The organism is Pseudomonas sp. GM55, from assembly GCF_000282395.1.
Taxonomy (GTDB): Bacteria; Pseudomonadota; Gammaproteobacteria; order Pseudomonadales; family Pseudomonadaceae; genus Aquipseudomonas; species Aquipseudomonas fluorescens_CC.
The window spans coordinates 48334-71209 of the sequence record NZ_AKJJ01000079.1; the positions used below are offsets into that span (position 1 = coordinate 48334).

The window sequence follows — 22876 nt, forward strand, 5'->3', positions numbered from 1 at the left end:
TTTGCTCGTCCTCAAGCACTGACGCTGAGGAGTGCACTCGTGGCTACGGTAATGCCTGCAAGGTGCGGGCCCCGAGACTTGTGCGATTGAACATCATCAAGCCGAAAGGAAACAAAAATGAGCAATCCTAAAACTGAAGTCCTGACTCCGCTGAATAGCCAACTGATCTTCATCGATCAGCAGCCACAGATGGCCTTCGGCGTTCAGAGCATTGACCGGCAAACGCTGAAAAACAATACCGTTGCCTTGGCCAAGGCAGCGAAGATTTTTAATGTCCCCACCACCTTCACCACGGTTGAGACAGAAAGCTTCTCAGGTCACACCTACCCCGAGCTACTCGCTGTGTTCCCGGACGCCCCGCTGCTGGAGCGCACCTCCATGAATTCCTGGGATGATCAGAAGGTACGCGACGCACTCAAGAGAAATGGTCGCAACAAGATCATCGTCTCCGGCTTGTGGACCGAGGTATGCAATGCCACCTTCGCCCTGTCGGCAATGAACGATGCCGGCTATGAAATCTATATGGTTGCAGACGCCTCCGGCGGCACCACCAAAGAAGCCCACGATTACGCCATGCAGCGCATGATCCAGGCCGGCGTGGTACCGGTGACCTGGCAGCAGGTGCTGCTGGAATGGCAACGGGACTGGAAGAACCGCGACACCTACGACGCCGTAATGGAACTGGTAAAGGAACATTCTGGTGCATATGGCATGGGCGTCGACTACGCCTACACCATGGTGCACAAGGCGCCTGAGCGCGTTCAGCACGGCCCCACCTTGGCGCCTGTCGCTGCATCTGTCTGAGCCATCGCCAGCCCCTGCCCTGGGGGCTGTTCACAGACTTGCGAAGGGTGCGCAGTCGACTGAACCGAGTCAACGAGCCTGGCCTGGAACCTCTGAGGATTTCCAATGCCCAGCGCTGTTCGAGTCAGGCGTTCGCATCCTGTTACCTGGATTAATGGATGTGTATGAACAAGGACAAATCTACCGTGCTGGCGACTCTCACACTGGCTTCGACAGGGCAGCTCAAATCCTGGCAGATAAGAACTGCCAAACAACTGATGCTGGACAGGCTGGATACCGGCATTTCAGTGACTGAACTAGCCGAAGCTTGCGCATTGTCGCGTAGTCACTTCTCACGCAGGTTCAAGGAAAGCACCCGGATGTCCCCGCAGCGATGGCTGCGTGAACAGCGGGTCATGAAGAGCAGAGAGTTAATGAAGGCTTCCACGATGTTGCTCACAGAGATCGCGCAGGAATGCGGCTTCAGCGATCAATCTCACTTCTGCCGTACATTCGTGAAGGCTGAAGGCATGACACCGAAGGCTTGGCAGCAACAAGCAATCTGCCCGACTCCGGTCGTTGCTTGAGACGGTAAGGCATCATCAACGCGCGGGCGAGCCCAAGCGGACTGAGGTGTAACCCCCCTTGAAAATCAATTTGTTACAGCTACAGACGATTTTTCAAAAGCTTGCGCGCTAAATTTTTTAGCGGCAATTTATTGCGTATTATTATAACGCAAACATTTAAATCGCTAACAGAATCCCCCGAAGACATTCAAAAGTGAGGAAAGCCATGAAAGTTCTCTACACCGCAGTCGCAACCGCAACCGGTGGTCGTGATGGCCGAGCCATCTCCAGCGACAAGAACCTCGACGTGAAACTGGCCACTCCGAAGGAATTGGGCGGTGTCGGTGGTGATGCCACCAACCCTGAGCAACTGTTCGCCGCTGGTTACTCGGCCTGCTTCATCGGTGCACTGAAGTTCGTCGCCAGCCAGAGCAAACGCAGCATTCCAGCCGACGCCTCGATCACTGCGCGGGTCGGCATTGGCCAGATCCCAGGCGGCTTTGGCCTGGATATCGACCTGAACATCAACCTGCCAGGCCTGGAGCAAGCCGATGCACAAGCGTTGGTGGAGGCGGCCCACCAAGTGTGCCCGTACTCCAACGCAACCCGTGGCAACGTCGATGTCCGTCTGCACGTCACCGTCTAACTTCCCGCCTCACCAGAAACAGGAGATATGAAATGAACGTTTTGACCAAAACACTCGTTGGCGCGCTCCTTGCCTTGTCGATCGGTAACGCATTCGCTGACTCTGGCGTCGAACACAACACCCAGGCATTCCTCGATGCATTGAACTCAGGCAGTGGTAAACCCATCGAGCTGCTTTCGCCGAAGGACGCCCGCGCGGTACTGACCGGCGCTCAGGCCGGGGTAAAACTGACACTGCCCAAGGCGGATGTCAGCGAGAAGACCATCACCGTCGACGGCCAGAACATCAGCTTGACCATCGTGCGTCCGGCGGGTGTGAAGGGGACCTTGCCTGTGTTCATGTACTTCCACGGCGGTGGCTGGGTGCTCGGCGACTTCCCGACCCATGAGCGCCTGGTGCGCGATCTGGTCGTCGGGTCCGGGGCGGTGGCGGTGTTCGTCAATTACACCCCGTCCCCTGAAGCGCACTACCCGACGGCGATCAACCAGGCCTACGGGGCAACCAAATGGGTGGCCGAGCACGGCAAGGAAATCAATGTCGACGGTAAGCGCCTGGCGGTAGCGGGCAACAGCGTCGGCGGCAACATGGCAGCCGTGGTCAGCCTGATGGCCAAGGATAAAGGTACCCCGGCCATTAAGTACCAGGTGCTGCTGTGGCCAGTGACCGACGCCAACTTCGAGACAGCGTCGTACAACCAGTACGCCGAGGGGTACTTCCTCACCAAGAACATGATGAAGTGGTTCTGGGACAACTACACCACCGACCCCAAGCAACGTGCCAAGATCTACGCCTCGCCGCTGCGCGCTACCACTGAGCAGTTGAAAGGCCTGCCGCCAGCGCTGGTCCAGACCGCGAGTGCCGATGTGCTGCGTGACGAAGGGGAAGCCTACGCTCGCAAACTGGACCAAGCCGGCGTGCCGGTCACTGCGGTGCGCTACAACGGCATGATCCATGACTACGGCTTGCTGAACGTGGTCAGCCAGGTTCCGGCGGTACGCTCTGCAATGCTGCAGGCTTGCGAAGAGCTGAAAGTTCATTTGAAGTGACCCCCACTCAAGACCGGAGATGTATGCCATGAACTGGTAATCACCGCCGGAAACGAAAAACCCGCTAAACAGCGGGCTTTTTCGTTTCCGGTGTAGCGTTAGCAGCCCTCTGCCAAGGGCACCTTTGGGTCGTAAGCGCTCCTTCTGGAGGGGCAGCTTTTGGCTGTGGATTCAACCGGACGATGCAACAGATTGGCTGAGTCCCGAGCCTAGCAGGCTGTCATTGATGCAGCTCAAGAGGCAGCGCGCGCCAGAATGGCTTGTGCACGAGCAATGACCGGTGCATCGACCATTTGCCCATCCATTACGAACACACCTTCCCCTGAGCCTGCGGCTTCGATGATGCGTCTCGCCCAGTGCAATTCTTCAGCATTGGGTTTTAGCGCCTGATGGATGATTGCCACTTGGCTCGGATGGATGCACAGGGCGCCGCCAAAGCCCATGTCGCGGGCAAATTGAACGGCGGCGTGCAGGCCGATGGTGTCCGCGATCGAGGGAAAAACACCATCCAGTGCCGGGGCCAGTCCGGCAACCCGGGTCCAAAGCAATACGGCATAGCGGGCGTGGCTGAGCACCTCTTCGGCGGCACAGCTACCGGTGGTCAGGTTCAGGTCCAGGCCCAGATCGAGGCTGCCGAACGACAACCGCTCAACGCCTTGAGCACTGGCAATGGAGCTGAGTGCCGCCAGACCCTTGGCGCTCTCGATGATTGGCCAGACCGGTTTGCCGGTGCTACCCGCGGTGCACACTTGCGCGGCGCTTTCCGTCTTGGGCAGTAAAATTCCGATCACGCCGTCATGCCGTCGGCAAAGATCCAGATCCGCAGCGTGTGCCCAGTGATCGGGCGCGTTCACCCGAACCAGAATTCGGGCATCCGGGTTTTCACTCAGAAAGCGCTCAAGGTTGTCCCTGGCCTGCTCCTTGAGGTTTTCCTGCACGGCATCTTCCAGGTCGACAATGACCCGATCCGCGCCAGTGGCGATAGCTTTGGGGATACGCTCTGGACGACTGGCCGGCACAAACAGCGCCGAGCGAATGATCGATGCACTCATGGTGTTTCTCCTTGGCTGAACTCAACCTCACCGATCTGCGCGGTGCCGTCCTGATTGCCAGCCCAGACCTGCGCTTTGCCGCTGTCGATCAAACGTCCGCCGACCTCGAAAGGTTGAGGCGAAATCAGCGGTCGGACCCCACGGAAGGTAAAGCGCTTCAAGCGCGCGGTCGGGTGCGCTTTGGTGAAGGCACGCAGGTTCAATGTGGCGATCAATGGACCATGTACCACTAACCCTGGATAGCCTTCCGTCTCTGTGACGTATGGCCAGTCATAGTGAATTCGATGGCCGTTGAAGGTGACTGCGGAGTAGCGGAACAGCAAAGTCGGGGAGGGCTCGACGTGTTCCTGCCATTGGCCCTCGGGGATCGCTTCGGTGCCGCTCAGCTTGGGTGGAGTGGGTTCGCGATAGACGATGTCCTGCTCATCCTGCAGTGCGCGCTGGCCACCCTGGAAATACTCATGGCGTACCGTGACGAATAATAAAGACCCCGTGCGGCCGTGCTTCTCTTCGACGTTGAGAATGGTCGATACACAGCTCACATCAGCCTCCACCTTCAATGGCTGGTAGAACTCGATTCGGCTGCCGGCCCACATGCGATTGCGGTTGTGGGCGGGGGGCAGAAAACCACCGAGCGAGGGATGACCGTCCGGGCCTAGCTCGCTGGCTTCAACTGGCTCCTGAAAGAACGCCCAATGCCACAATGGAGGCAGCGGTTCGCCGGGCTGCGGTGCCTTTTCGCTCAATGTCGCAGCGATTCGTTTTACCAGGTTGAAGCTGATCCGATCCTGGCTTTCCTGGCGACGACCAATCCAGGCCGAAAAATCGATAGTGTTCATACACTTCACTCCTGTCGGTCGGTAGTCAGGCCAGGGTGGCCATTTCTGGAATCGCTTCAAACAGGTCCGCCACCAGGCCGTAATCGGCCACCTGGAAGATCGGTGCTTCTTCGTCCTTGTTGATCGCCACGATCACTTTGGAGTCTTTCATGCCGGCCAGGTGCTGGATCGCGCCGGAGATACCGACGGCGATGTACAGCTGAGGCGCCACGATCTTGCCGGTCTGACCGACCTGCATGTCGTTGGGGACGAAACCTGCATCGACCGCGGCGCGCGATGCTCCCACGGCTGCGCCGAGCTTGTCGGCCAGGGCGTACAAGTGTTTGAAGTTGTCGCCGTTCTGCATGCCGCGACCGCCGGAAACAACGATCCTGGCAGCGGTCAGTTCCGGACGGTCAGATTTAGCAAGCTCTTCGCCAACGAAGCTGGAGATGCCAGCGTCGTGAGCAGCAGCAACGGCTTCAACGGCCGCCGAACCACCAACAGCTGCCACCGGGTCGAAACCGGTGGCACGCACGGTGATCACTTTGACCGCAGCGTTCGATTGCACGGTAGCGATGGCGTTACCGGCATAGATCGGACGCTTGAAGGTGTCAGCGCTTTCTACCGAGATGATCTCGGAGATCTGGTCAACGTCCAGTGCAGCAGCAACGCGCGGCAGGATGTTTTTGCCGTTGGAAGTGGCGGCAGCCAGGATGTGGCTGTAACCAGCGCCCAACTCGATAACCAGAGGCGCGACGTTTTCCGGCAGTTGATGCGCGTAGGCAGCGTTGTCGGCCACCAGCACTTTCGCCACGCCAGCCACTTTCGCAGCAGCTTCAGCCACGGCGCCAACACCTGCGCCGGCCACCAGCACATGGATGTCGCCACCGATTTTGGCGGCAGCAGCCACGGTGTTCAGCGTGGCCGGGGCCAGCACTTTGTTGTCCTGCTGGTCGTTTGAATAGTCAGCAATAACCAGGATCGTCATTCAGATCACCTTCGCTTCGTTTTTCAGTTTCTCGACCAGTTCAGCCACCGACCTGACCTTGATACCCGCGCTGCGTGCAGCTGGCGCTTCGACTTTCAAGGTTGTGTTGGTGGAGGCGGTGGAAACGCCCAAAGCGTCCGGAGTCAGCGTCTCGAGAGGCTTCTTCTTGGCTTTCATGATGTTTGGCAGAGACGCGTAGCGCGGTTCGTTCAAACGCAGGTCGGTGGTGACGATGGCTGGCAGTTTCAGGGAAACTGTCTGCGCGCCGCCGTCGATTTCGCGAGTCACGGCAACGCTGCCGCCGCTGATTTCGACTTTCGAAGCGAACGTGCCCTGACCGTAGCCGCTCAATGCAGCGAGCATCTGGCCGGTCTGGTTGTTGTCGCTGTCGATGGCTTGTTTGCCAAGGATCACCAGCTGAGGCTGTTCCTTGTCGACAACGGCCTTCAGCAGCTTGGCCACGGCCAGGGAAGTCAGGTCTTCGGCGTTTTCTACGAGGATGGCGCGGTCGGCACCCAGAGCCAGCGCGGTGCGCAGTTGCTCTTGAGCGGTGGACGGGCCGATGGAGACGACGACGATTTCAGTCGCAACACCGTGCTCTTTCAGGCGTACGGCTTCTTCCACGGCGATTTCACAGAATGGGTTCATCGCCATCTTGACGTTGGCGAGATCGACGCCGGAATGGTCCGCCTTGACGCGAACTTTCACGTTGTAATCGACCACGCGTTTCACAGCTACGAGGATCTTCATTGGGCAGTGTTCTCTCGAAAATCTTTGATCGTTGCAGTCAGATGGCCCCGGCGGCGCGCATTTTTTCAATGCGCTCCGCGCCCAGCCCCAGTTCCCTGAGCAGCTGTTCGGTGTGTTGGCCAAGGCCCGGTACAGCATCCATGCGTGGTTCGAATGCGCTGTTGCTGCCGGGCGGGATCAGACTTGGAATGGGGCCAGCAGGGGTTTCGACTTCTCGCCAACGGCCACGGGCCTGAAGTTGTGGGTGGTCCCAGACACCTTGCATATCGTTGACCCGGGCGTTGGCGATCTGAGCATGGTCGAGGCGATCGATCACCGCATCGAAATTGAGCGTGGAGAACGATTCGATGATCAGTTCCCGTAGCGCGTTGCGGTTCTCGACCCGTTTGAAGTTGGCCGAAAAACGCGGGTCTTTGGCCAACTCAGGCGCAAGCAGCACCTTCTCGCAAAACAGCTGCCATTCACGCTCGTTCTGCAAACCCAGCATCACGGTGGTGCCGTCACCGACAGGGAAGGGGCCGTAAGGATAAATGGTGGCGTGCGCAGCACCGGCGCGAGGGGGCGGAGGCGCCCCGTCGTAGGCGTAGTACATCGGGTAGTTCATCCACTCGACCAGACTTTCCAGCATCGAAACATCGAGGTGGCTGCCTTCACCGGTACGTTCACGCAACAACAGCGCAGACAGGATGCCGGTGTAGGCATACATGCCGGCCGCGATATCGGCAATTGAACAACCGGCCTTGGCCATTTCTTCTTCGCCCTGGCCGCCGGTGACCGACAGGAATCCGCCTTCACTTTGAATCAGCAGGTCGTAGGCTTTCTTCTTTTCATAGGGGCCACCGGCGCCATAACCTGAAATGTCGCAAACGATCAGGCGCGGAAATCGCTGATGTAACACCTCAAATGACAGTCCCATTCGCGCGGCCGCACCGGGCGCCAGGTTCTGCACCAGCACATCGGCGGTGGCCAGTAAACTGTCCAGCACGTCGGTGGCCGAATCTTGCTTCAGGTCGAGGGTCAGGCTTTCTTTCGAACGATTGGTCCAGACAAAGTGTGAGGCCAGTCCGTTGACGCGTTGATCGTAGCCCCGGGCGAAATCGCCTGTGCCTGGACGTTCGACCTTGATCACCCGAGCGCCGAGGTCGGCCAGTTGTCGGGTACAGAAGGGCGCTGCAATAGCGTGCTCAAGGCTGACGACGGTCATGCCATCGAGCGGACGGAGGCCTTTGGGCTGGCTCATGATGGTATCTCTCTTGTTATTAGAAAGAGCGCGGCAGCTCGAGCAGGTGTTCGGCAACGTACGACAGGATCAGGTTGGTAGAGATGGGCGCGACCTGATACAGACGGGTTTCACGGAACTTGCGCTCGACGTCGTATTCGCAGGCAAAGCCGAATCCGCCGTGGGTCTGCAAGCAGGCGTTTGCCGCTTCCCAGGACGCTTTCGCTGCCAGGTACTTGGCCATGTTGGCGCTGGCCCCGGCGTTGATGCCGCTGTCGTATTCTTCGCAGGCACGCCAGCGCATCAGGTCAGCCGCTTCGATTTCGATGTGGGCTTCGGCGATGGGGAACTGCACACCCTGGTTCTGCCCGATCGGGCGCCCGAACACCACGCGATCACGGGCGTAGGCACTGGCCTTTTCGATAAACCAGCGACCGTCACCAATGCATTCGGCGGCGATCAGGGTGCGTTCGGCATTCAGCCCATCGAGGATGTAGCGGAAGCCTTTGCCTTCCTCGCCGATCAGGCTGTCAGCGGGGATTTCCAGGTTGTCGAAGAACAGTTCGTTGGTTTCGTGATTGACCATGTTGGCGATCGGCTGCACGGTCATGCCGTTACCGATGGCCTCGCGCAGATCGACGAGGAAGATCGACATGCCTTCGGATTTTTTCTTTACATCGGCCAGTGGTGTGGTGCGTGCCAGCAGGATCATCAGGTCAGAATGCTGGATGCGCGAGATCCACACTTTCTGTCCGTTGATCACGTACTTGTCGCCGCGTTTGATGGCGGTGGTCTTGATCCTGGTGGTGTCGGTGCCAGTGGTAGGCTCGGTCACACCCATGGATTGCAGACGCAGTTCACCGTTGGCCAGTTTCGGCAGGTAGTAGCTTTTCTGTGCCTCGCTGCCATGCCGCAGCAGGGTGAACATGTTGTACATCTGCCCGTGTACGGTGCCGGAGTTACCGCCGCAGCGATTCACTTCTTCGAGGATTACCGAGGCCTCGGCCAGCCCGAGGCCGGAGCCGCCATATTCGACAGGAATCATCGCGGCCAGCCAGCCGGCTTCGGTCAGGGCCTTGACGAAGGTTTCCGGAAAGCCTTTTTCTTCATCGACTTTGCGCCAGTAAGCGGCATCGAATTCAGCACACAGGGCGCGTACGCCCTCGCGGATGGCATTGAGTTCTTCAGAGTTGCGGTCGGTCATTATTATTCTCCTCAACGCGTCACGCATGGCATCAGCCCTGCGTGACCGGGTTCGGGTGCGGTGCAATCAGATCGGGTTGAAACCCAGCGCGGCACGAAAGCGATTCTTGATGAAGTGACCATCACGCGGTGGCAGTACGCGCGGCGGGTTTTCCGCTTTGATCTTGATCGTTGCGAGCTTGACGCCGTCACGGGTAGCGAAGCGCTCGCGCAGGTTGTGTACGCCTTCCATGTCGCGAATTTCGTCTGTCCAGCTGAAGCCGCAAGTCTTCGCCACCTGGTCCAGGGAAATACCGAAACCGGCATGGCTGACTTGCATGCCGGTTTCGCCGAAGTGCCCGTTATCGAGTACGGCGATGGTCAGGTTGGCGGGCTTTTGCAGCGCGACAGTGGCCAGTGCACCGAAGCCCATGAGCAACTCACCGTCACCGGTGACCACCACCACAGACTTGTCCGGCTGAGCGTTGGCCAGGCCCAGTCCCACCGTGATGGCGCTGCCCATGGCGGCCCAGAGGTAGTAATTCAGATCATTGTCGCCGGCCGCCATGACGTCATAAGACGCCGAGCCCAGACCAGTCACGACCAGCACGTCTTTGCGGTCGGCCAGCAAGGCCTTGACCACTTCGCGGCGACACAGAGTGTGGTTTGCGCTTACTTGACCCATTTCTTTTCTCCGATCAGTCGCTGGCCGAGCAGCAAGGCAGTGGCGGAATCACCGTTGAAGGCCATGGTCGCGGCACCGTGCAGCAGTGGGGCAACGTCTTGCGGCACGTCCGCACGCCAGGTCATGACCTTCATCAAGTTCAGGGAGGCTTCGGTGGCCTGACCCATTGGGTTCTGCCACGCGTTGAATTCGGCCCAATCGCCGCGCATGGTGACCACCATCAACAGCGGAAAACCGGCACACACCTGAAGTGCCAGGGTATTGATGCAGTTACCGACACCACTGGACTGCATCAAGAGGGCGCCACGCTCACCGCCAAGCCAGGCGCCGGCGAGGTAGCCAATGCCTTCTTCTTCGGTGGTGAGGACAACGGCCTTGATGTCCGGGTCGGCATACGACATGCGGATGGCCGCCGAGTGACCTGCATCCGGTACGAAGACCACATGTTTGACGTCGTGGGCCTTGAGCACGCGGAATACGTCCTCCTGCCAATCCTGTCCCACGGTTTGTTCAGCTTCTGTTGACATGCCCATCTCCCAAGCAGTGCTGCTTTTGTGTTTTCACTCATTCTGGGAGCTCTGACGGAGAACGACGACTACCGTTTTTGTCTTTGAGATATGCCCGTTTTGTATGGCTGGACGGTGAATGCGTGGGGCAGCGGCGAACCGCGATAACCACAAAGTATGGGAAGGGCAAAGGTGCTGAGCCTGGGCGCCTGGCCATAGCATTTGGGCATATCAGCTAGAGCGTGATCCGCTCTTATTTACGGGGTGGGGCCAGGGTAGTTTTCGGCTACGTGGTTACAGCGCGTAACCGACGCAACTACAACAATAAGAAGGGGGCACACCTAATGAAAAACAGGCTACCGGCTGCGGCAGGCATTCTGATCGCCATGCTATTTGGGATCCTTATCGGCTACATGATTTTCCTGAACTTCCCGGACAAAGCAGCGGCGACCAGAGTCGCCGGTTACATCTCGATCGTCTCTGACATTTTTCTACGCCTGATCAAAATGCTCATTGGCCCTCTGGTGTTCTCGACCCTGGTGGTCGGCATCGCACACATGGGGGATGCCAGTGCTGTCGGCCGGGTATTCGGCAAGGCACTGGGCTGGTTTTTGACGGCCTCGTTGATCTCGCTGTCGGTGGGGCTGGTCATGGCCAACCTGTTGCAGCCCGGGCATAACCTGGGATTGCCATTACCAGAGGTGACCAGTGTGACCAACCTGCAAACGTCGGTGTTCACCCTCAAGGATTTCATGACACATCTGGTGCCCAAATCTTTCGCGGAGGCCATGGCCACCAACGAAATTCTTCAAATCGTGGTGTTCTCGATATTCTTCGGCGTTGCGCTGGCCTCCCTGGGCAAGAAAGCCGAGGGCCTGGTGAATGTCATCGAAGACCTGTCCCACGCGATGTTGAAGGTTACCGGTTATGTGATGAAGCTTGCTCCGCTGGCGGTGATGGCGGCCATGGCCGCGACCGTTGCAATTAACGGCCTGTCCATTCTGGTCAAGTTCGCCGTGTTCATGCGCGACTTCTATCTCGGGTTGATCGTACTCTGGGTGATGCTGGTGTTTGCCGGCTGGATGTTCCTCGGGCGGCGAGTGTTCAAACTGGTGGTGCTGATCAGGGAAGCGTTCCTCCTGTCTTTCGCCACGGCCAGTTCCGAGTCGGCTTACCCGAAGATTCTTCACGCGCTGGATCGTTTTGGAGTCAGGCGCAGGATCTCCAGTTTCGTCATGCCCATGGGGTATTCCTTCAACCTTGACGGCTCGATGATGTACTGCACGTTTGCCGTACTGTTCATTGCTCAGGCCTATGGCATCGAGATGTCCATCGGCACGCAGATCACCCTGTTGTTGACGTTGATGCTGACTTCCAAAGGCATGGCCGGCGTGCCCCGGGCTTCGTTGGTGGTGATTGCCGCGACGCTGACCCAGTTCGATATTCCCGAAGCCGGTTTGCTGCTGATTCTGGGGATCGACACCTTCCTCGATATGGGCCGTTCGGCCACCAACGCGGTGGGCAATTCCATCGCCACGGCGGTGGTGGCGAAATGGGAGGGCGAGTTGGTGAGTGAGGATGAGGCCGAGCGACACGCCGCCGCGCTGGACGCTTCGGCTGGCGTGGGGGAGAAACCGCTGACTGTCTGACCCGTGCCGAAAAAACGAAACCCGGCGATGGCCGGGTTCGTTCAAACACATTTGGGTTAACGCAGGGCGCTACAGAACGTGCTGATGGCCTCGCAGGCCGTGCGCAATGAAGCGTTATCCAGGGCGTAGGCGATGCGAATGTAGGGGCCGAGGCCAAAGGCGCTGCCATGCACCACCGCCACATTCGCCTCGTCAAGCAAGGCGTGGGCGACATCTTCATCGGTGAGCAGCGTTCGACCGCCCGCTGAGGTGCGACCGATCAGCCCCGCGCAGGAGGCGAATGCGTAAAACGCCCCGGCCGGGCTGACGCATTCAAGACCAGGTGTGGCGTTCAAAAGCTCCACCATCAAATCGCGACGCCCCTGAAAAGCGGCGCGGCTTTCGCGGATGAAGTCCTTGGGGCCCTCCAGTGCGGCGAGTGCAGCCTGCTGCGAGATCGAGCTTGCACCTGAGGTTTGCTGACCTTGCAGTTTTTCCATGGCTTCCAGCAGCCAGCGTGGCCCGGTGGCAAAACCGATACGCCAGCCGGTCATGGCATAGGCCTTGGAAACACCGTTCATGGTCAGGGTTCGCGTGGCGAGCCGTGGTTCAACCTGGGCGAGGGTATGGAATACTTGATCGTCGAAGATCAGGTGTTCGTAGATGTCATCGGCCAAAATCAACACGTGAGGATGTGCCAACAACACCTGCGCCAAGGCTTGAAGCTCATCCCGGCTGTACACCGCGCCCGTCGGGTTGGACGGCGAATTGAGGATCAGCCAGCGGGTCTGCGGTGTGATCGCCGCGGTCAGTGCCGCGGGCGTCAACTTGAATCCCGTATCGGCATCGCAAGTGACGATTCTGGTTTCACCACCACACAGTTGCACCATCTCCGGATAACTGACCCAATAAGGCGCCGGCACGATGACCTCGTCACCTTCATTGAGGGTCGCCGCCAGGGCGTTGTAGATCACCTGCTTGCCACCGTTGCAGACAAGGGTGTCTTGCCAGGTAACGTCCAGGCCGTTCTCTCGGCGGAACTTGGCAGCCACCGCTTCTCGCAGAGAACGTACACCAGCGACCTGGGTATAGCGGGTGTGGCCGTGTTCGATGGCGTGAATGGCCGCTTCACGTACATGTTTGGGCGTATCGAAATCCGGCTCGCCGGCGCATAGCGAAATGATCTTCGCACCTTGCGCCCGGCGTTCTGCCACCCGATCGATTATTCGATAAGTCGCGGAAGGTTGCGCACTGGCCAGGCGTTGGTTCAGACGTTGGATATCAGCGCTCATGCGCGGGTTCTCCATTCGGTAAGGTTCATCAGTTCCAGGGTCGAGCGACCTTCGGTCAATGCTTGCATCATCAACGCTTCCTTGTTTGCGCGAGCTTCGCCTTCGGCGAGGGTACGTGCGGCATCCGCCATGGGAATGATGATCACGCCGTCATCGTCGGCCACGACCAGGTCACCGGGCGCCACGCCTACGCCATTGAAATTGAATGGCTGGCCCACGGAGGGCGCGCTGACTTTGACGGTGCCTTTGACTGAGATGCCGCGTGCGAATACTGGAAACTGGCGCTTCTTCAGCGCCGCGATATCACGAACGCCACCATCAATGACCAGACCGACCACACCCGCCGCTTCGGCCGCCACGGTCAGCACTTCGCCCCAGTAACCGGCGATGAAGCTTCCCGTACCCACTACCAGCACGCTGCCGCGAGGCACGCGTTCCATTGCCAGGTGCAATGACAGGTTGTCACCTGGCGAGCACTCCAGTGGGTAGGCCGGAGCGGCGATAAAGGCACCGTCCCAGACGGGACGGATCGCGCTGTCGACTGCACAAGGCAGATGGGACGCTTCATACAGCGTCGAGCTGCCCAGGACTTTCGCTCGTTCGTGGAAATTCAACGGGAGGGGGAGCGTGGTCATCAGACTTTCCTCTGCAGGCTGTGGTAACCCAAGGCGGCCCGGGCTTCCTTGAGGGTTTTGCCTTGAGCGATCAGGGCACGGATATCGGCTTCCACCGACTCGATCTGACGGGCACAGGCCGCCACTTCAGCTGCCCGGGCGCGAGGCACAATCACCACGCCGTTGGCGTCGGCCACCACGATGTCGCGGGCGCAAACGCGAACCGTGCCGACAGACACGGGTTGATTGACCGACTGAACCTGCACGCGGTCCTTGCCGGTGCGCATGAAGCGGCCCTTGCTGAAGATCGGATAGCCGTCGCCCAGCGCCTTGTTCACGTCTCGGCAAACACCGTCGATGACGGTGGCCGCGATCTGCCGGCTGCCGGCGTACTGGGTCATGATGTCGCCCCAGACGGTGCAGTCGGTGCGGCCGCCGTTGTCGATCACCACGACGTCCCCGGGGAGCACGTCTTCGATGAAGTCGCCCACGGTACCGGGAGGCACGCTGGCCGAAACGTACTGCACGGTGAAGGCTGGTCCGACGATGACCTTGCTGTAGTTGTCCAACGGTGCCACGCCCAGGCATTGGCCGGGCAGGCCGAGTTTGTCCATTGCATCGGACACACCTGGCGTGTCCAGACCTTCAAACAGCTCAACCAGGTTTTGGTCTTCGAGATTCATCAGGCGTGCTCCACGTGAATGGCTTCGAACTGGCTGTCATGCATCACTTCGGCCACTGAGCGGCCGCTGCGAACTGCCGCCACCATGCCGTTCTGACGGTGGGCAATGCGCTCGCCGAGATCGACCACTTTTTCGATATAAGCTTGCGACACGAACACCGTGCCGCAGTGATCGGCGATGACATAGTCGTCTTCGCTGACGTCAACGCCCGCCACATTGATCGTCACGGCGGCATCGATCTGTACCACCCGATTGCGCGCGCTGATCATGGTCACTCCGCGGCCATAAACCGGGTAGCCAATGGACTCACTGCCGTCGATATCGCGGCTGAAGCCATCGATGACTGTGCCACGTACCTGTTTGCCTGCCGCAGCGTTGGCCAGAATGTCGCCCCAGCAGGAAATGCCCTCGATACCGCCAGCGATGACCAGCACGCGGTCGTCGCTATGGATCTGCTCAACCACCGGGGTGATCAAATGAACGGTGGGTACGTTGTCGGTTTTTGGTGCCAGCAGTACGGTGCTGGCGCGACCGACGATCTTCGGGCAGTTCCACAGCGGGCGTAGCCCTACGGTGGCACCAGCCAGGCCGAGGAAGTCGAGGGCGTCGGATACGGTGTTGGTATCCAGCGCTGCCAAGCGATCCAGCAAACTCTTGTTAATCATGGGGAGCCCCTGTAGTGACGGAGGAACCCAGTGTCGATGAGGCGGTTTGATAGGTATATTACTAATCACAGAAGTATCAGATACGTTAAACCTATGGATTAATCATGATCAATTTCCGTCTGATTCGTCACCTTTGGCTGTTCCTGGCCGTTGCCGAAGAACAGAATTTCGGGCGCGCCGCCAAGCGACTTGGCATGTCCCAGCCTCCCCTGAGCGAACAGATTCAAGTGCTCGAGCAAGCGCTCAAGGTCAAGCTATTTGAGCGCTCGCGACGCGGAGCGAAACTGACCCCCGTGGGGGCGGCTATCCTGCCGGCGGTGCGTAAATTCGCTGATCAACTTGAGCGCCTGGAGCTGGCCGTGGAAGAGGCGGTAGCGGGGCAGTCGGGAATGCTGACCATTGGTGCGATCTCCACGGCCATGTTCGACGTTTTGCCGGGGCTGATCGAGCAACTGAAAGACGATTACCCGCAGCTGACCGTATCCGTGCGGGAAATCGACAGCGTTGAGGCCGTTCCGGCACTGGAGGCCGGTGATATCGACCTGGCCTTCGCCCGTCTGGACGGTGATCTGGGCGCCTCGATCCAGTCACTGCCGTTGCTGGAGGATCGCCTGGTGGTGGCGTTGCCCAGTGACCACCCATTGGCAGCGCGAACGCGCATCAGCTTGTCCAGCCTGGCCAACGAACCCTTGGTGATGTTTTCGCGAAAGGTCAGTCCGGTCTATTTCGACAATTTGATCGCGACCTGCCGGGCCAGCGGTTTTTCCCCTCGTGTGCTGCACGAAGTGCGTTCTGTCGCCTCGCAGATCGCCTTTGTCAGTTATGGCCAGGGTATCGCACTGGTGCCGGCGTCCTTGAAAAAGCTTGCCCCCGACAACGTGGTATTTCGGTCACTCAGCCAGAAGCTCAATGTGGTGACGACTGCGGTGGCCTGGAATGCTGATCGGCCTAACCCGCTCATAGAAGAGATCATTGCCCGATTCCGTGATAACGCGTGAGTTGAACATAGGCGGCACACGGACAGCTAATGATAGGTTTGGCGTATGGAAGCTTTCTCGTATTAGGAATTTACATAAGGCTCAATCCACTTGAAATTGGGCCTGCTGCCGTCAACCCTGATTCGGCGGCAGACTTTATGCTCAAGGAGTCATTAACGTGCCCTCACCCGAAACGTTCACTCACACGCAACTCCCTCTGACGGTAGAGGGTGTCCAATTGAACGTCGCCGCCATTCACCGGGATGGCGACTTGGCGCCGATTGTTTTCCTGCATGGTTTTGGTTCCACCAAAGAGGACTACGCCGACATCGTGCAGCACGCGGAATTCGCCGGGTATCCCTTCCTGGCCTACGACGCACCAGGCTGCGGTGAGAGCCAGTGCAGCGACCTTTCCAGGATTTCGATTCCTTTTCTGATGCAGACCGCGTTACAGATGCTGGAGCATTTCGGCATCGAGCGCTTCCATCTGGTCGGCCACTCCATGGGCGGACTGACCGCGCTGATGCTGGCCCATCAGTTCCCGGAACGGGTAATCAGTTTCGTCGATATAGAGGGCAACATTGCCCCGGAAGACTGTTTTCTGAGCCGGCAGATCGTCGATTTTCCAAGTGATGACCCAGAGGTATTTTTCGCAGCTTTCATCGAGCGTGCCCGACAAGCTCCGGCGTACGCCAGCGCACTCTATTCGGTGAGCCTGAGGCACAAGGTGCGTGCCGGGGCAGTACGGGGGATTTTCCAGTCGATGGTCGATCTTTCCGATAACGCCGACCTGATGAGCAAGTTTCTCGGCTTGAAGTGTCCGCGAATGTTCATGTACGGCGAGCAGAACGCTTCACTGTCTTACCTTTCGCACATTGAGGCCCAAGGCGTGCACTTGGCGCCAATTCCGGCCTGCGGCCACTTCCCCATGTACTCCAACCCGATCGCGATGTGGAACCGGATCGCCGATTTCCAGACACGCATTCGAACCGGGTAAGTCCGATCGCCCCGAGCGCTCCCCCGATTTTGGCGGGAGCCTGACAGGGGGCTGGCGGTTGCTATTCAACGCGTTTGATCTCACATGCCTGTCGCGGCGATGTGTGAGGGCGCGTGCATGCCTGTAATCCATAACAACAAGAGGTTCAAATCATGCTCGAAGTCATAAACGGCTTTCTTTCCGGAAAGCTCTTGATCGTGCTCATCGTAGGCCTGGGTGGCTATTTCACGATTCGTTCACGCTTTGTCCAGTTTCGCCATTTCCTGCATATGTTCGGGGCCTTTCGCGATAGCGTGCAGAAGAGCGCCGGTCAGATCAGCTCGTTCCAGGCCTTGATGCTGAGTCTGGCGGGTCGCGTAGGGGCGGGCAATATCGCCGGGGTCGGATTGGCCGTGACGTTGGGCGGGCCCGGTGCGGTGTTCTGGATGTGGGTGACTGCGCTGGTAGGCATGTCCACCAGCTTCTTTGAATGCAGCCTGGGGCAGTTGTATAAACGATGCGACGCCAAGGGGCAGTTTCGGGGTGGGCCGTCGTACTACATCCAGTACGGACTGAAACAGGCGTGGCTGGGCAAGGTCATGGCCTTGTTGCTCCTGGTGACTTTCGGTTTCGCCTTCAACGGACTGCAATCTCATGCCGTGACTCACTCGCTGAACAATGCGTTCGGTTTCTCTACGACCTGCTCCGGCATTGCGATTGCCGTATTGCTCGGTCTGGTATTCATGGGTGGCATCAAGCGCATCGCTGCCGTCTCGGACCTGTTGGTGCCGGTCAAAACACTGGCTTACATTGGCGTGACCGTTTATGTGATCGTGCTTCAGTTTGACCATGTGCCGGGCATGCTGATGACCATTTTCAAAAGTGCCTTTGGCCTGGACCAGACATTCGCAGGTCTGGTTGGCAGCGCCATCGTCATGGGCGTCAAGCGCGGGGTGTTTGCCAATGAGGCGGGACTGGGCAGTGCGCCCAACGTAGCCGCCGTAGCGAAAGTCGATCACCCGGCGGCTCAAGGGGTCGTTCAAGCTTTCAGCGTCTTCCTGGATACCTTTGTGATCTGTACGTGCACGGCATTACTGATCCTGTTGTCGGGCTTTTATACGCCGGGCTTCGAGGGTGATGGCCTGGTACTGACACAGAACGCACTGGCGGCAGTGGTTGGGGACTGGGGGCGTACGTTCATCAGCGTGGCGTTGGCGCTGTTTGTCTTCACGTCGATCCTCTACAACTACTATCTGGGCGAAAACAACCTGCGTTTTCTGCTGGGTGACAGGCGAGCTGCGGTGATTGTTTATCGTGGTTTGGTGTTGCTGTTGATCCTTTGGGGCGCGGTTCAAAATCTGGGAACGGTCTTCGCCTTTGCCGATATCACCATGACGCTGTTGGCCTTCGTCAATCTGGTCGCCCTGGCGCTATTGTTCAACGTCGGCATGCGCTTGCTGCGTGATTATGACCAACAGCGTAAGGCCGGCATCAAGACGCCGATCTTCGACTCCAGTCAGTTCAAGGATCTTGATCTTGATTTGCAGGCATGGCCGCATCGGGAAAAGGTGGGCGACATCATCCCCGAGTCTGTAACGCAGGTAGCACCTGCATCTGCCATACGATGAAGAAAAAAGGGCCCATGACAAAACATGGGCCTTTGATGCGAGTGTTGTCATCCTCAGTCAATCAGACTCGCGCAGCCTGTGGCTTTAAACATCCCTTTAAGCCGGTACGTTCTTCAACCTCACCTGAGCCGCTGATATAGCCGTAACGCGAGAGGTTTGGCATCAGCATCGCGGCGATGAAGGTGATGGTCACGACCGCCGTTACGTAGAAGAAAAAATACTCTTCGATGCCCTGTGAACGAAGCGACAAGGCCACGTATTCGGCAGTGCCGCCAAATGCTGCGTTGCCCACGGCATAAGGAAATCCAACACCCAAAGCGCGTACAGCAGGCGGGAACAGTTCGGCTTTAACGATACCGGCAATCGGGGTGTAGAGCGACGCAATGACCAGGCCGCCAAACACCAGCAGGAACGCGGTAAACGGGTTGCTGACCGACTGCAACGAGTAGAGCAGGGGGATCACCAGCAACATGGCCAGCCCGGAGAACATCAGCATGTGCGCCTTGATCCCGATACGGTCGGCGAGCAGTCCGAAGAGCGGCTGGCAGAACATGAAGCCGACCAGTGCCGCGGTCATGATGAAACTCACCGTTTCCGGGCTGAACCCGGCGGAGATCACCAGGAACTTCTGCATGTAGGTGGTGAAGGTATAGAAATACAGCGAACCGCCGATAGTGAACGCGACCACCAGGGCAACGGCCCGCCTGTGTTTGAACATGCCGCGCAGTGAGCCGGCATCTTTGCGATTCATGTCTTTCCTGGTGGCGGTTTCATGCATGGCGCGACGCAGATACACGACCACGATCGAGCTCAGCGCGCCGATGAAGAACGGAATCCTCCAGCCCCATTCGCGCAACTCTTCGCCGGTCAGGGTTTGCTGGAGAATGACCACGGTCATCAAGGCCAACAACTGACCGGCAATGATAGTGAAGTACTGAAACGATCCATAGAAACAGCGACGGCCCGGTGTCGCGATTTCGCTGATGTAGGTGGCGCCAGTGCCGTATTCCGCACCGACGGACAAGCCCTGAATCAACCTGGCAACCACGAGTAGAATCGGCGCCGCGATCCCGATGGTTGCATAGGTGGGCATGACAGCGATCAGCAGTGAGCCGGCGCACATCATGAACACCGAGATAATCATCGAGACCTTGCGGCCGCGAGTGTCTGCGATCCAGCCGAATATCCAGCCACCGAGCGGGCGCATGAAAAAACCGACGGCGAAGACGCCCGCCGTCGCTAGTAGCTGGCTGGTGGTGTCTCCTTTGGGGAAAAACGAAGCGGCAAAGTAGATGGCGGTGTAGGCGTAAATGAAGAAGTCGTACCACTCCACCAGATTGCCCGAGCAGGCACCCATGATGGCTTTGACGCGGTTCGGTGCTCTCATCGGAGCGGCTTCGGCAGCGTGGTCTTTGGCGTCTGTGATTGATGCGGACATGTGATTCACCCTTTCTTCAAGGCGAGGAGAGACGAGGAGCACGCTGATGCGTGTCCGACGTGACAGGCTCGATGGGTTGTTGGGCTTAACGAAGTGGCGTGAGCCCGCTCACGGCCGGTTTCCTGAAGAGAAGGGAGAGGGAGGATGCACGAGCGTGGCGAGCTGTATGCGGCCCGGGGAAATCGGACAGGTCAGGTAAGACGAAGCATTGAACATCATGGCGCGAGCCCTCGAATCTTATTCTTGTAATGAGTCGAGCGCTCTTTGGCGCCGACGTTGATTGCACGCTACCGCAGAGTCAGAAGGGGAATAAGCCGTCAGGCAGGCCTAACTGATATACCTGAATTTTATAGCTTGGCGTGCAGCCCCGGCGGGCCGGGTCATACAGCCGTCCTGAAAGTCTTGAGACCGCACGAGACGCGGTTAGCGGGGCACTCCAAGGTGCGCAAATGCGATTACACTCACAGCACTTTCGCCGCATATCGCGCCGAGCCCGATGCTGACTGGCCTGGTAATGGATGTCGTTCAACTCAAAACCCTGATTCATGTTGCCGAACTGGGCAGTCTCAGCAAGGCCTCGGATCGTCTCCACATCGCACAACCGGCACTTAGTCGGCAAATTCGATTGCTGGAAAAGGAGCTTGGCACCTACCTGTTTGATCGACATGGGCGAGGCATGGAGATTACCGATGCCGGTCGTGAAGTGCTGGCACATGCCATCCGAATCATGGAAGAAATGGAGTCCATTCGAAGTTCTGTTGTAGGCGGGAAAACCTCTTTTCGGGGAACAGTCATCATTGGTACGACGCCGACGGTCGCGGAAATTGTCACCGTTCCATTGGTACGCAAGATCAAAGAGGCGCATCCGAATCTCGCCGTCAGGTTTTCCTCGGCCTTCAGCGGCTATCTGCTCGATTGGGTTCAGCGTGGCGAGTTGGAGCTGGCGATTTCTTACGATCCCCAACCCCTGCATACGCTGCGTATCGTGCCGGTGATGATGGAAAATCTGCTACTGGTCGGCCCCGCCAGCGCCAACCTGCGTCTTGATACGCCGGTGTCGTTCGAGTCTTTGGCTGAGCAGCAATTGGTATTGCCAAGCGCTCGACATAGCCTTCGCGTGATTCTGGATGATTGTGCGCGTGAGGTCGGGATCAAGCTCAAGACCAGCGTTGAAGCCGACTCCTTTGGCGCCATGATCGACCTGGTCCGTAATGGCTTCGGTTTGACCGCTTTGCCTTTGGCATCGATTTACGCGCAAATCGAAGCTGGCGTGCTCAGTGCAGCGCCCTTGGTCGACCCCATTCCCATGCGCAAACTTGTTCAGGTTTTTCCAGCCGACAGGCGTGTCAGTCCGGCCGCTAAATTTGTCGGGGATGCCTTTATCGAGATTGCCGCCGATCTGGTCAATCGCAATATCTGGGCCGGATACATGCTTTGAGTCAACGACGAATCGGTTAGCTCCAAGTGCCTCGCCCCGTGCAAATCGCCCATTTATCCATAGATGCGCAGTTGCTCACGCCGTCTGCCTTTCTCACCACTGATGACACTGCCTTGAATCAACAAACGCGACTGCCTGGCGTATTTCGCATTTTTATTTTGGGGATGCTGCAAGTTCTGGTCTGGGGAGGTTCGTTCTTCCTGATGGCCGTCATGGCCGATCCGATCATGAAAGAGACCGGCTTGGCCAGCCAATGGGTGTATGGCGCACTGTCTCTGAGCATTCTGGTTTCCGCGATGCTGGCGCCGTTGATCAGTCGGCTTATCGCCCGGTACGGCGGCCGCCCTATTCTGGCCAGTAGCGGCTTAGGCGTCGCCATAGGGTTGTTTCTGATGGCCAGTTCGACCTCGTTGCCGATATTTCTTTTGTCTTGGGCTGTAATTGGCGTTGGTATGGCGCTAGGGCTGTATGAAGCGCTATTCGCCGCTTTGGGTTCTCTCCATGGGGAGCAGGCTGGCAGTGCGATTACCGGGATCACGCTTATTTCAGGGTTTGCGACAACGCTGTCATGGCCCGTGGTTGCGCTGGTCATCGAGCACGTTGGTTGGCGCACGACATGCGTGGCTTATGGGGGGCTATTGGTCATTGCCGTGGCACCGCTTTATCTCTGGGTGCTGGCGCCTGGTGCGGGACCCCTGACAAAAAGCCAGGCATTGAGTGATGAAAGTCTCTCAATCGATCGGCGGATCTACCTGTTGCTTACGCTGATTTTTGCGTTGGGTGCAGTGATCATGACGGCGATATCGGTCCAGCTGATTTCATTGTTGCAGGGGCAGGGTTATTCGCTTGCAGCCGCCATCGGACTGAGCGCGTTGCTGGGGCCGAGCCAGGTAGGATCACGTGTTCTACAAGTGTTTTCGCGAAAGCGACACCCGATCTGGACGACGTTGATCTCCGTGGTATTCGTGGCAATCGGTCTGCTGTTTGTGACCATCGCACCGGCAATGACTGCACTGGGTCTGGTGATCTATGGCGCGGGTAATGGTTTGCGGGCGATCGTTCGAGGACTGCTGCCATTGGCCCTCATGTCGCCCACCCATTATGTTTTGCTGATGGGGCGCATGGCTCGGCCTTCGCTCATAGGACAAGCCTTGACCCCCCTTGCAGGCGGCTACCTGTTGCAGACCTGGGGCGCTGGCGGTGTGCTTGCAGGTCTGAGTTCGCTGGCCGTATTGAACGTGCTCCTGGTGTTGCTGCTCATTCGACGGGTACGAAAAGTACAGCGCTGACCCA

23 protein-coding genes are annotated in these 22876 nt (G+C 58.3%); 10 read left to right on the forward strand and 13 right to left on the reverse strand.

From position 1 onward, the window contains the following. Positions 1-117 precede the first annotated feature (117 nt). From PMI31_RS20120 to PMI31_RS20135, 4 genes are all read left to right on the forward strand, one after another. The gene (locus PMI31_RS20120; protein ID WP_008020170.1) at positions 118-804 is read left to right on the forward strand and encodes a hydrolase; all 687 of its coding nucleotides are present in this window, start codon (positions 118-120) and stop codon (positions 802-804) included. Positions 805-968: 164 nt separating this feature from the next. Then, the gene (locus tag PMI31_RS20125) at positions 969-1370 is read left to right on the forward strand and encodes a helix-turn-helix domain-containing protein (RefSeq protein WP_008020171.1); all 402 of its coding nucleotides are present in this window, start codon (positions 969-971) and stop codon (positions 1368-1370) included. Positions 1371-1575: 205 nt separating this feature from the next. Continuing rightward, complete coding sequence (locus PMI31_RS20130; protein WP_008020172.1) at positions 1576-1995, forward strand: organic hydroperoxide resistance protein; 420 nt, start codon at positions 1576-1578, stop codon at positions 1993-1995. A gap of 32 nt (positions 1996-2027) precedes the next feature. After that, on the forward strand, positions 2028-3041 hold the full coding sequence (locus PMI31_RS20135) for an alpha/beta hydrolase (protein ID WP_008020173.1): 1014 nt from the start codon (positions 2028-2030) through the stop codon (positions 3039-3041). A gap of 233 nt (positions 3042-3274) precedes the next feature. Here the strand turns inward: PMI31_RS20135 and PMI31_RS20140 are convergent, their stop codons facing one another. The 8 genes from PMI31_RS20140 to PMI31_RS20175 form a co-directional block, all read right to left on the reverse strand. Then, entirely contained in the window at positions 3275-4093 is an 819-nt protein-coding gene (locus tag PMI31_RS20140) for an HpcH/HpaI aldolase/citrate lyase family protein (RefSeq protein ID WP_008020174.1), read from the reverse strand. Then, complete coding sequence (locus PMI31_RS20145) at positions 4090-4932, reverse strand: FAS1-like dehydratase domain-containing protein (RefSeq protein ID WP_008020175.1); 843 nt, start codon at positions 4930-4932, stop codon at positions 4090-4092. Before PMI31_RS20145 ends, PMI31_RS20140 begins: the two co-directional genes overlap by 4 nt. 25 nt (positions 4933-4957) lie before the next feature. Further along, entirely contained in the window at positions 4958-5902 is a 945-nt protein-coding gene (locus PMI31_RS20150) for an electron transfer flavoprotein subunit alpha/FixB family protein (protein WP_008020176.1), read from the reverse strand. After that, complete coding sequence (locus PMI31_RS20155; protein ID WP_008020177.1) at positions 5903-6652, reverse strand: electron transfer flavoprotein subunit beta/FixA family protein; 750 nt, start codon at positions 6650-6652, stop codon at positions 5903-5905. Between the two features lie 37 nt (positions 6653-6689). Beyond that, on the reverse strand, positions 6690-7892 hold the full coding sequence (locus tag PMI31_RS20160; protein WP_008020178.1) for a CaiB/BaiF CoA transferase family protein: 1203 nt from the start codon (positions 7890-7892) through the stop codon (positions 6690-6692). A 19-nt stretch (positions 7893-7911) separates the two neighbouring features. After that, positions 7912-9075, reverse strand: a complete 1164-nt coding sequence (locus tag PMI31_RS20165; protein ID WP_008020179.1) for an acyl-CoA dehydrogenase family protein — start codon at positions 9073-9075, stop codon at positions 7912-7914. Between the two features lie 66 nt (positions 9076-9141). Next, on the reverse strand, positions 9142-9738 hold the full coding sequence (locus PMI31_RS20170; RefSeq protein ID WP_008020180.1) for a thiamine pyrophosphate-dependent enzyme: 597 nt from the start codon (positions 9736-9738) through the stop codon (positions 9142-9144). Continuing rightward, complete coding sequence (locus tag PMI31_RS20175; protein WP_008020182.1) at positions 9726-10265, reverse strand: thiamine pyrophosphate-binding protein; 540 nt, start codon at positions 10263-10265, stop codon at positions 9726-9728. The genes PMI31_RS20170 and PMI31_RS20175 overlap by 13 nt, the downstream gene beginning before the upstream one ends. A 323-nt stretch (positions 10266-10588) precedes the next feature. On the opposite strand from PMI31_RS20175, the gene PMI31_RS20180 reads away from it, so the two are divergent. Continuing rightward, positions 10589-11893 (forward strand): dicarboxylate/amino acid:cation symporter, encoded by a 1305-nt coding sequence (locus tag PMI31_RS20180; RefSeq protein WP_008020184.1) that lies wholly within the window; start codon positions 10589-10591, stop codon positions 11891-11893. A 56-nt stretch (positions 11894-11949) separates the two neighbouring features. On the opposite strand, the gene PMI31_RS20185 is transcribed toward PMI31_RS20180, so the two are convergent. The 4 genes from PMI31_RS20185 to PMI31_RS20200 are packed head-to-tail and all read right to left on the reverse strand — an operon-like array spanning position 11950 to position 15126. Next, complete coding sequence (locus tag PMI31_RS20185; protein WP_008020186.1) at positions 11950-13164, reverse strand: pyridoxal phosphate-dependent aminotransferase; 1215 nt, start codon at positions 13162-13164, stop codon at positions 11950-11952. Continuing rightward, positions 13161-13799, reverse strand: coding sequence for an RraA family protein (locus PMI31_RS20190; protein ID WP_008020187.1), 639 nt, complete (start codon positions 13797-13799; stop codon positions 13161-13163). Before PMI31_RS20190 ends, PMI31_RS20185 begins: the two co-directional genes overlap by 4 nt. Continuing rightward, entirely contained in the window at positions 13799-14461 is a 663-nt protein-coding gene (locus PMI31_RS20195) for an RraA family protein (protein ID WP_008020188.1), read from the reverse strand. The genes PMI31_RS20190 and PMI31_RS20195 overlap by 1 nt, the downstream gene beginning before the upstream one ends. Further along, positions 14461-15126, reverse strand: coding sequence for an RraA family protein (locus PMI31_RS20200; RefSeq protein ID WP_008020189.1), 666 nt, complete (start codon positions 15124-15126; stop codon positions 14461-14463). Before PMI31_RS20200 ends, PMI31_RS20195 begins: the two co-directional genes overlap by 1 nt. Positions 15127-15230: 104 nt before the next feature. On the opposite strand from PMI31_RS20200, the gene PMI31_RS20205 reads away from it, so the two are divergent. The 3 genes from PMI31_RS20205 (at position 15231) to PMI31_RS20215 (ending at position 18707) form a co-directional block, all read left to right on the forward strand. Then, on the forward strand, positions 15231-16124 hold the full coding sequence (locus PMI31_RS20205; RefSeq protein WP_008020190.1) for a LysR family transcriptional regulator: 894 nt from the start codon (positions 15231-15233) through the stop codon (positions 16122-16124). A gap of 157 nt (positions 16125-16281) precedes the next feature. Beyond that, on the forward strand, positions 16282-17100 hold the full coding sequence (locus PMI31_RS20210) for an alpha/beta fold hydrolase (protein WP_008020191.1): 819 nt from the start codon (positions 16282-16284) through the stop codon (positions 17098-17100). A gap of 152 nt (positions 17101-17252) precedes the next feature. Next, a complete protein-coding gene (locus tag PMI31_RS20215) occupies positions 17253-18707 on the forward strand; it encodes an alanine/glycine:cation symporter family protein (RefSeq protein WP_008020192.1) in 1455 nt (484 codons plus the stop codon). Positions 18708-18768: 61 nt separating this feature from the next. On the opposite strand, the gene PMI31_RS20220 is transcribed toward PMI31_RS20215, so the two are convergent. Beyond that, positions 18769-20145 carry an MFS family transporter gene (locus PMI31_RS20220; RefSeq protein WP_008020193.1) on the reverse strand — a complete coding sequence of 459 codons (1377 nt, stop codon included), beginning with the start codon at positions 20143-20145 and terminating at the stop codon, positions 18769-18771. A gap of 496 nt (positions 20146-20641) precedes the next feature. Between PMI31_RS20220 and PMI31_RS20225 the strand changes: the two genes are divergently transcribed. Together PMI31_RS20225 and PMI31_RS20230 are read left to right on the forward strand one after the other, a co-directional pair. Continuing rightward, positions 20642-21583 carry a LysR family transcriptional regulator gene (locus PMI31_RS20225; protein WP_008020195.1) on the forward strand — a complete coding sequence of 314 codons (942 nt, stop codon included), beginning with the start codon at positions 20642-20644 and terminating at the stop codon, positions 21581-21583. Positions 21584-21747: 164 nt separating this feature from the next. Then, complete coding sequence (locus PMI31_RS20230) at positions 21748-22872, forward strand: MFS transporter (protein ID WP_043302518.1); 1125 nt, start codon at positions 21748-21750, stop codon at positions 22870-22872. Positions 22873-22876: the final 4 nt, after the last annotated feature.